This window comes from Zarconia navalis LEGE 11467 (assembly GCF_015207075.1).
Taxonomy (GTDB): domain Bacteria; phylum Cyanobacteriota; class Cyanobacteriia; order Cyanobacteriales; family Geitlerinemataceae; genus Zarconia; species Zarconia navalis.
The window spans coordinates 1-6,009 of the sequence record NZ_JADEXN010000343.1; the positions used below are offsets into that span (position 1 = coordinate 1).

The 6,009-nt window shown below is 51.7% G+C and carries 5 protein-coding genes; 2 read left to right on the top strand and 3 right to left on the bottom strand.

Going from position 1 to position 6,009, the window contains the following annotated elements; translation table 11 throughout:
• On the top strand, positions 1–944 hold a 944-nt coding region (locus tag IQ235_RS16515; RefSeq protein ID WP_319592608.1), incomplete at its 5' end, for a calcium-binding protein.
• A gap of 10 nt (positions 945–954) precedes the next feature.
• Here the strand turns inward: IQ235_RS16515 and IQ235_RS16520 are convergent.
• Positions 955–1,869: a DUF3153 domain-containing protein gene (locus IQ235_RS16520; protein WP_264322528.1), complete on the bottom strand. Its 915-nt coding sequence runs from the start codon at positions 1,867–1,869 to the stop codon at positions 955–957.
• Between the two features lie 428 nt (positions 1,870–2,297).
• On the opposite strand from IQ235_RS16520, the gene IQ235_RS16525 reads away from it, so the two are divergent.
• Positions 2,298–2,579 carry a YiaA/YiaB family inner membrane protein gene (locus tag IQ235_RS16525; protein ID WP_264322529.1) on the top strand — a complete coding sequence of 94 codons (282 nt, stop codon included), beginning with the start codon at positions 2,298–2,300 and terminating at the stop codon, positions 2,577–2,579.
• Positions 2,580–3,023: 444 nt separating this feature from the next.
• Here the strand turns inward: IQ235_RS16525 and IQ235_RS16530 are convergent, their stop codons facing one another.
• Together IQ235_RS16530 and lnt are read right to left on the bottom strand one after the other, a co-directional pair.
• The gene (locus tag IQ235_RS16530; protein ID WP_264322530.1) at positions 3,024–4,187 is read right to left on the bottom strand and encodes a GuaB3 family IMP dehydrogenase-related protein; all 1,164 of its coding nucleotides are present in this window, start codon (positions 4,185–4,187) and stop codon (positions 3,024–3,026) included.
• Between the two features lie 174 nt (positions 4,188–4,361).
• The coding region (gene lnt, locus IQ235_RS16535) for an apolipoprotein N-acyltransferase (protein ID WP_264322531.1) at positions 4,362–6,009 on the bottom strand (1,648 nt) is incomplete at its 5' end.

The window sequence follows — 6,009 nt, forward strand, 5'->3', positions numbered from 1 at the left end:
CATCTCGTCAGATAATCGAGCTACCCGATAGCAGCATTCCCCCCGACCCTAACTACGATGCCTGCCAACTGGTGAACAATCTGTTGATTTTCCCCAGTCTCAATTTGACTGGCGATACCTTAGGTGGAGGTCTTCTTTTCGGGGATGAGAATCCCAATACCCTCGATGCGCGTAATGCTGAGTTCGCCGGACTTGTGGGTTTTGCCGACACCGACAAGCTCTTGGGTAGTGCCGGTGACGATCTGATTTTCGGCAATCAGGGTCGAGATGTCATTGTCACTGGGGATGGGATCGATCGCGTTTTTGCCGGACGAGAAAATGATGGGGTCAACGGTAACTCGGGCGACGACATCCTTGCTGGAGAGTTGGGTAACGATCATCTGCTGGGGGAAAATGGCGACGATGTCATTTTCGGGAATTCCGGTATTGACTTTATCGATGGAGGTACGGGAGACGATTTAATTTTCGCCGGACAAGACAACGATGGGGCGATCGGCGGTGAGGGAAACGATGTAATTTTGGGTAACCTGGGTAACGATTGCCTCCACGGTCAAGCGGGAGATGACGAGCTGTTTGGGAATCAAGGAATTGATATCCTCGTGGGTGGGGATGGCAACAATACCCTCCACGGCGGTCAAGGAAATGATGTCCTCATCGGCGGTAGCAATAATGATGTCCTCATCGGCGATCGCGGGTTAGATAGTCTTCGGGGCGGTGGTGGAGTCGATCGCTTCGACTTCCGACCGGGAGACGGAAACGATACGGTCGCCGACTTTACGAACAATCAAGATGTCATCGGTCTCAAAGATGGGTTGAGCTTCGACGATCTGACGGTCGCTCAGGTGGGAAGCAATACCCAAATTACTGCTGATGGACTCTCGATTCTCCTCGAAGGAGTGAACGCGAACGCGATCGGGGTGGAGGATTTTGCGATCGTGTTGTAAAGGCGATCTATTAGGGAGTTTGGGGACGGCGCGGGTTGCGGGGTCTGCGGTCGAGTCCCCAGGCCGGCAAAAGGCGATATTTGAGAAAGTTCCCCGCGATGACGAGGGCGACGATGAGGGCCGTACCGATGCCGATGGGACTGGGAACCCAAAAGACGGCTTCGAGATGGTTGAGTTGCCCCGCCTCCAGATGCCATGCCAATTGTCGATCGTCGGTATCGCTGGCGAGATCGATCTTCTTGCCATCGGCCTGGACGCGGGTAGCTCCCCAAGGGGTGTTGAGTTGGAAGCTCAAATCGACGATCGAATCTGGTGTGACGATGACGCGATCGCCGTCGGAAATGGTGCCCAGCGCCCGCAAATCGAGATCTAAACTCAAGCGATCGTGCAGGGCAAAGATCCAGTTATACTGCTTGAGGCTTAGATGAGAGGCCAGTTTTGGTAATTGCGACCCGTCCCGTTCCCCCGCCTGAGAGCTGTCCTCTTCGGGGTTGAAAAAGCCATTAAATTTTTCGACGAGTTCTGCGCCGTTATTGAAGGGAATGGTAACGAGGATTTCGCGGTCGGTCGTTCGCTTGGTTTTTCCGTGCAGGTGACGAGCGCGTTGCTCGATGCTATCAAGCCAGTCTTGCACCGTACCGGCACTCAAATTAGCGAGCCTTTCGGACAGCTCGATCTGTTGGACGATCGTGCCGTGAGTTTGGCTGTCGAAGTTGACCCCCACATCGTAGCGCACGCAGCCCGATAGACCCAGAAGGGCGATCGGGACGAGCAACAGCAGGCGCACTCGTCGCAACCAGCGATGCACTTTCTCGATTAGAGAAAGCGGGAAATCGATTGATGTTGGGGGAGTCTGTTCTGGAATCACGGTTCGGGCATCTTTGGCGCGCGTTACTTCATTGATTTTACGATCTCGAGGGGACAATTCGCATTTGCTGTCTTCACTCAAGTCGATCTTCAACAAACGTTACATATTCAAAAAACGACCTCGAGTTTGAGTTTGTAAATATTTTTAAGTTTTTCGCAATCAATAATATGAATTTGAGATAATTACTGACAATAAAGAATCGCTTGTGCCTAAAATTATACAAATTTTAATAAGAAGTATTTAAGCGAACTGGGTATCATTTTTTTAAGGAATTCTGAACGATCGATCGTTGAATCGACTTAAGAAAGTAGTCAAAGCAATAAACCCAAAAAGCTCGATCGGCACGATCGAGCTTTAACCTTACCCCCTGTCGGGTACTATCCACTTAAAAAAGTGTCCCGATCTGAGAGGAAATTGCTCGAACTTTGTGAAATTATCGAGTGAGTTGCCCCCAACCGCTACTTCTTCATTTTAGGAGGATAATTATGCAAGAAAAATATACAAAGTCTTCTCATAGTGATGCTTGGATTTTTCAAGCTTGGGCTTCCTTCATTCTTGCGATCTGTGCGACAACCGTCGGTATCATTTATCTACCCACCGATAATTGGACGAAGGGTTTTATGGGGATGGGATTGCTTTTTTCTGTGGGTTCGGCATTTAACGTTGCCAAAACAACCCGCGATATACACGAAGCGAAAAGATTCACCACTCGCATTGATGAAGCAAGAGTCGAAAAACTAATCTCCGAGCATAATTCCTTGACATAGCTCGTTTCAACTTCAAACTTCAGCGATCGATTTATAGTGGCTTACAGAAACATTGACCCCACAAACAGTGGACTCAAAAAATTTTTAACCCTGTAGGGGTCGTGCCTCCGTGCCTATCCCGTTTAAGTGGGTTGGGGTCTACCTTCACGAAAACTACGATCGTCGATCGAGTTTCAACGTCCAAAGTCCAATGCATTACGAAGACAATCGAGATCGAGAAGTCTAGTACACGAGGGCGGGAATTCACCCACCATTAGTTCCGCCGGATACACCACGATCGGGACACTCGATTAGAGAAATGGTAGTTAGACTCCCGCCGCCTTGTACTAGAGATTATCTATCGTCTGAGCTTAACAAACAGGTTCAAAAAGCATTCACCAATGAGGCAAAGGTAACGGGGGAAAAGCGAATGACGACATTCCCCGATCCTTTGCCCGGCTTTTCTTATTTACCCATCCCCAGTTGCTGAGCCTTTTGGTAAACTTTACCTTCAGTCAATAGCGAAGGTGCGATCGTCACTTCCACTTGCTGCATTTCTTTCAGGTTTTTTGCCCCCAGGGTTCCCATGCTCGTTTGCACCGCCCCCAGGAAGTTGTGAGTGCCATCATCGAGCCCTGCCGGTCCTCGGAGAATTTGCTCGATGGTTCCAGTGGTGCCCACGTTGATGCGGGTTCCGCGCGGTAAGACCGGACTCGGAGTTGCCATTCCCCAATGGTAGCCCCGTCCCGGCGCTTCGGCCGCCCGAGCGATGGGAGAACCGATCATCACGCCATCAGCCCCGCAGGCAATACTTTTACAGATATCGCCCCCGGTAATCAAACCACCATCGGCAATTACGGGAACGTACTTGCCCGTTTCGTTGAAGAAGTCATCCCGCGCGGCGGCACAGTCGGCAACGGCAGTCGCTTGGGGAACCCCCACGCCGAGGACGCCGCGAGAGGTACAAGCCGCCCCCGGTCCGATGCCCACCAGGACAGCAGCCGCCCCAGCTTTAATGAGTTGTAAGGTGACATCGTAGGTGACGCAGTTCCCCAAAGCCACAGGCATGGGCATTTCTTGGCAGAAGCCCGCTAAATCGAGGGGACTCACCGACTCTGGCGATAAGTGAGCGGTAGAAACCACCGTTGCCTGCACGAAAACGAGATCCGCTCCAGATGCAGCAACGGTCGAGCCGTATTTAACCGCACCGGCAGGAGTCAAACTCACGGCGGCAATTCCCCCCTGGCTTTTAATTTCTGCAATCCGCCGTTCGATCAGTTCCGGTTGAACCGGCTTGGCGTAAAGTTCTTGCATGAGGGTGACAAATTCTGTTTTGCTTACCCCGGCGATGCGATCGAGAATCGGATTGGGATCGTCGTAGCGGGTTTGAATTCCTTCGAGGTTTAAAACCCCTAACGCCCCTAACTCTGAGAGTAAGACAGCCATACGGACATCGACGACGCCATCCATCGCACTGGCAATAATCGGGATTTCCCGATCGATCCCGCCAATGGTCCAACTCGTATCCGCAAGGGTCGGATCGAGGGTACGCGCTCCCGGCGCGAGGGCAATTTCGTCAATTCCGTAGGCTCGGCGAGCAGTCTTGCCTCGCCCAATTGAAATATCCACTATTGTTACTGTTCCCAAGACTTATTTAAGTTAGACTAACAGATTAGACCCAGAGTGACTAGTAAATTGTCGGCAGGCAATTTTTGGGTGAGATTGAAGTGGGGCTTTCGGTGTAGGGTTTGACAGAAATTTCATGGATGGGTTGTCTCCCGTCGAGAAACGGGGGCACTACCCCTACAAGCGATCGTCTTTCCAATAGACCTGCCATCCGATCGCGATCGCCCCCAAAATTCCCAACATCCAAACCAGCCAATTTCCCCAGCGCACGTATAGCGTCTGAGTTGTGCGTCGATAGATAGTATCTGCACGCACTTGATAGGTATTAATCCCGGACTGCCACAGGGTTTTTCCATGGGGGTCGACGATCGCCGAATATCCAGTATTAGTTGCCCGCACCGCCGGGCGATCGGTTTCGATCGCCCGCATCACGTCCTGGGCATGGTGTTGGGCTGGCATAGACTCGGCGTAGTGGGCGTTGTTCGCAGCACTGAGAATAAATTCGCCCCCCGCAGCTGCTTGTCGCCGGAAGTGCTGGGGAAATGCCGACTCGTAACAAATCCCAACGATCGCCCGTCCGAAAGGGGTGTCGAAGGTTTGCCCCGGTTCTCCAGCCACTAAATGGGCATCGAGGGGGGAAAGGCGATCGATAATTTGGCCCAAGAGGTTTTCAAAAGGAATGTATTCTCCTAAGGGAACGAGCTTAATTTTGTCGTAGCGACCGCTTGTTTTTCCATCGCCATCGACGGAAAATAAGCTATTGGTAAAATTATTTGAACCCTCGCTTTCTTCTAACCCAAATCCTCCAATCCAAATGGGAACGCCCCGTTCCAAAATCGCTCGATATAAATGTCCGGCGGGAGAATCTCGACGAAATCGGTTGGCTTGCGTCCAGAGTACGGGTAATGCGGTTTCTGGGGTGAGAATGACTTCAACATCTTCATCGGCAAGGGTTCGATAGCCACTGACATAACCTTCGAGCGCCCGACGAATTCCCCCCGGATACAGTTTAATTTCATTGGGAATATTACCTTGAATAATACCCACTTTCAGGGCGGTTTCTGGGGATTCTTCAAGGGGTCGATCGAACAGCCAAAACCCCAGTCCGTGGGAACCGATGAGGATCGCTGCTGCGACGATCGAATACCCGCGCGCCATCGCCTTTCTGTGTTCGATCGCCATCTGGGAAAAGAGAGAAAATCGGGCGATCCAAGCCTCGGCAAGGAACCCATTCACCGCCACGATCGCTGCAGCTACAGTACTCGGGCCCGAGAGTTGCCCTAGATGTAAAATGACTAAATTGTGAGGGCTTTGAGTTAATCCCAGCCAGGGCCACCAGAGGGGGGTCGCACTCCACAAGCTTTCGAGAATGCACCACAGTGCCGTTCCCACTAAAATGCTTAGGACGGGAGTAACGCGATCGCCCTTGACTGGAAATTTTGTTTTCGGCAAGCGATCGATTTCCGTTTCTCTCTCCATTAACTTTCCAGGACGAATTTTGAAAGTTGACGTTCGAAATTCAAATAGAAACAAGCCCCAAACTGCCACTAACATCGCTCCCCAGAGAGTAATAAAAACCCAACAAAACAGAGCAATCGCCAAACTTGCCAGCCAGGGTACGCCCATCCACGTCATCGGATGCACGCCGGTAATCCAAAATAGGGCGATCGCGTGGTAGCCGATGCCCCATGCTAGGGAAAGGGAGAAAGCCCACACCCGAGTGGGCGATCGCGCCAGCAACACCCACAGAGGAACGATGGCAACCCAGGCCAGCCCCCATAGCTCAAAGGGCGCAACCGTTAGACCCATTAGCACGCCGCTTAGA

Bases quoted from the DNA above. Each gene is read 5' to 3' on its own strand.
- IQ235_RS16525 (WP_264322529.1), top strand. From the start codon at position 2,298: ATGCAAGAAAAATATACAAAGTCTTCTCATAGTGATGCTTGGATTTTT.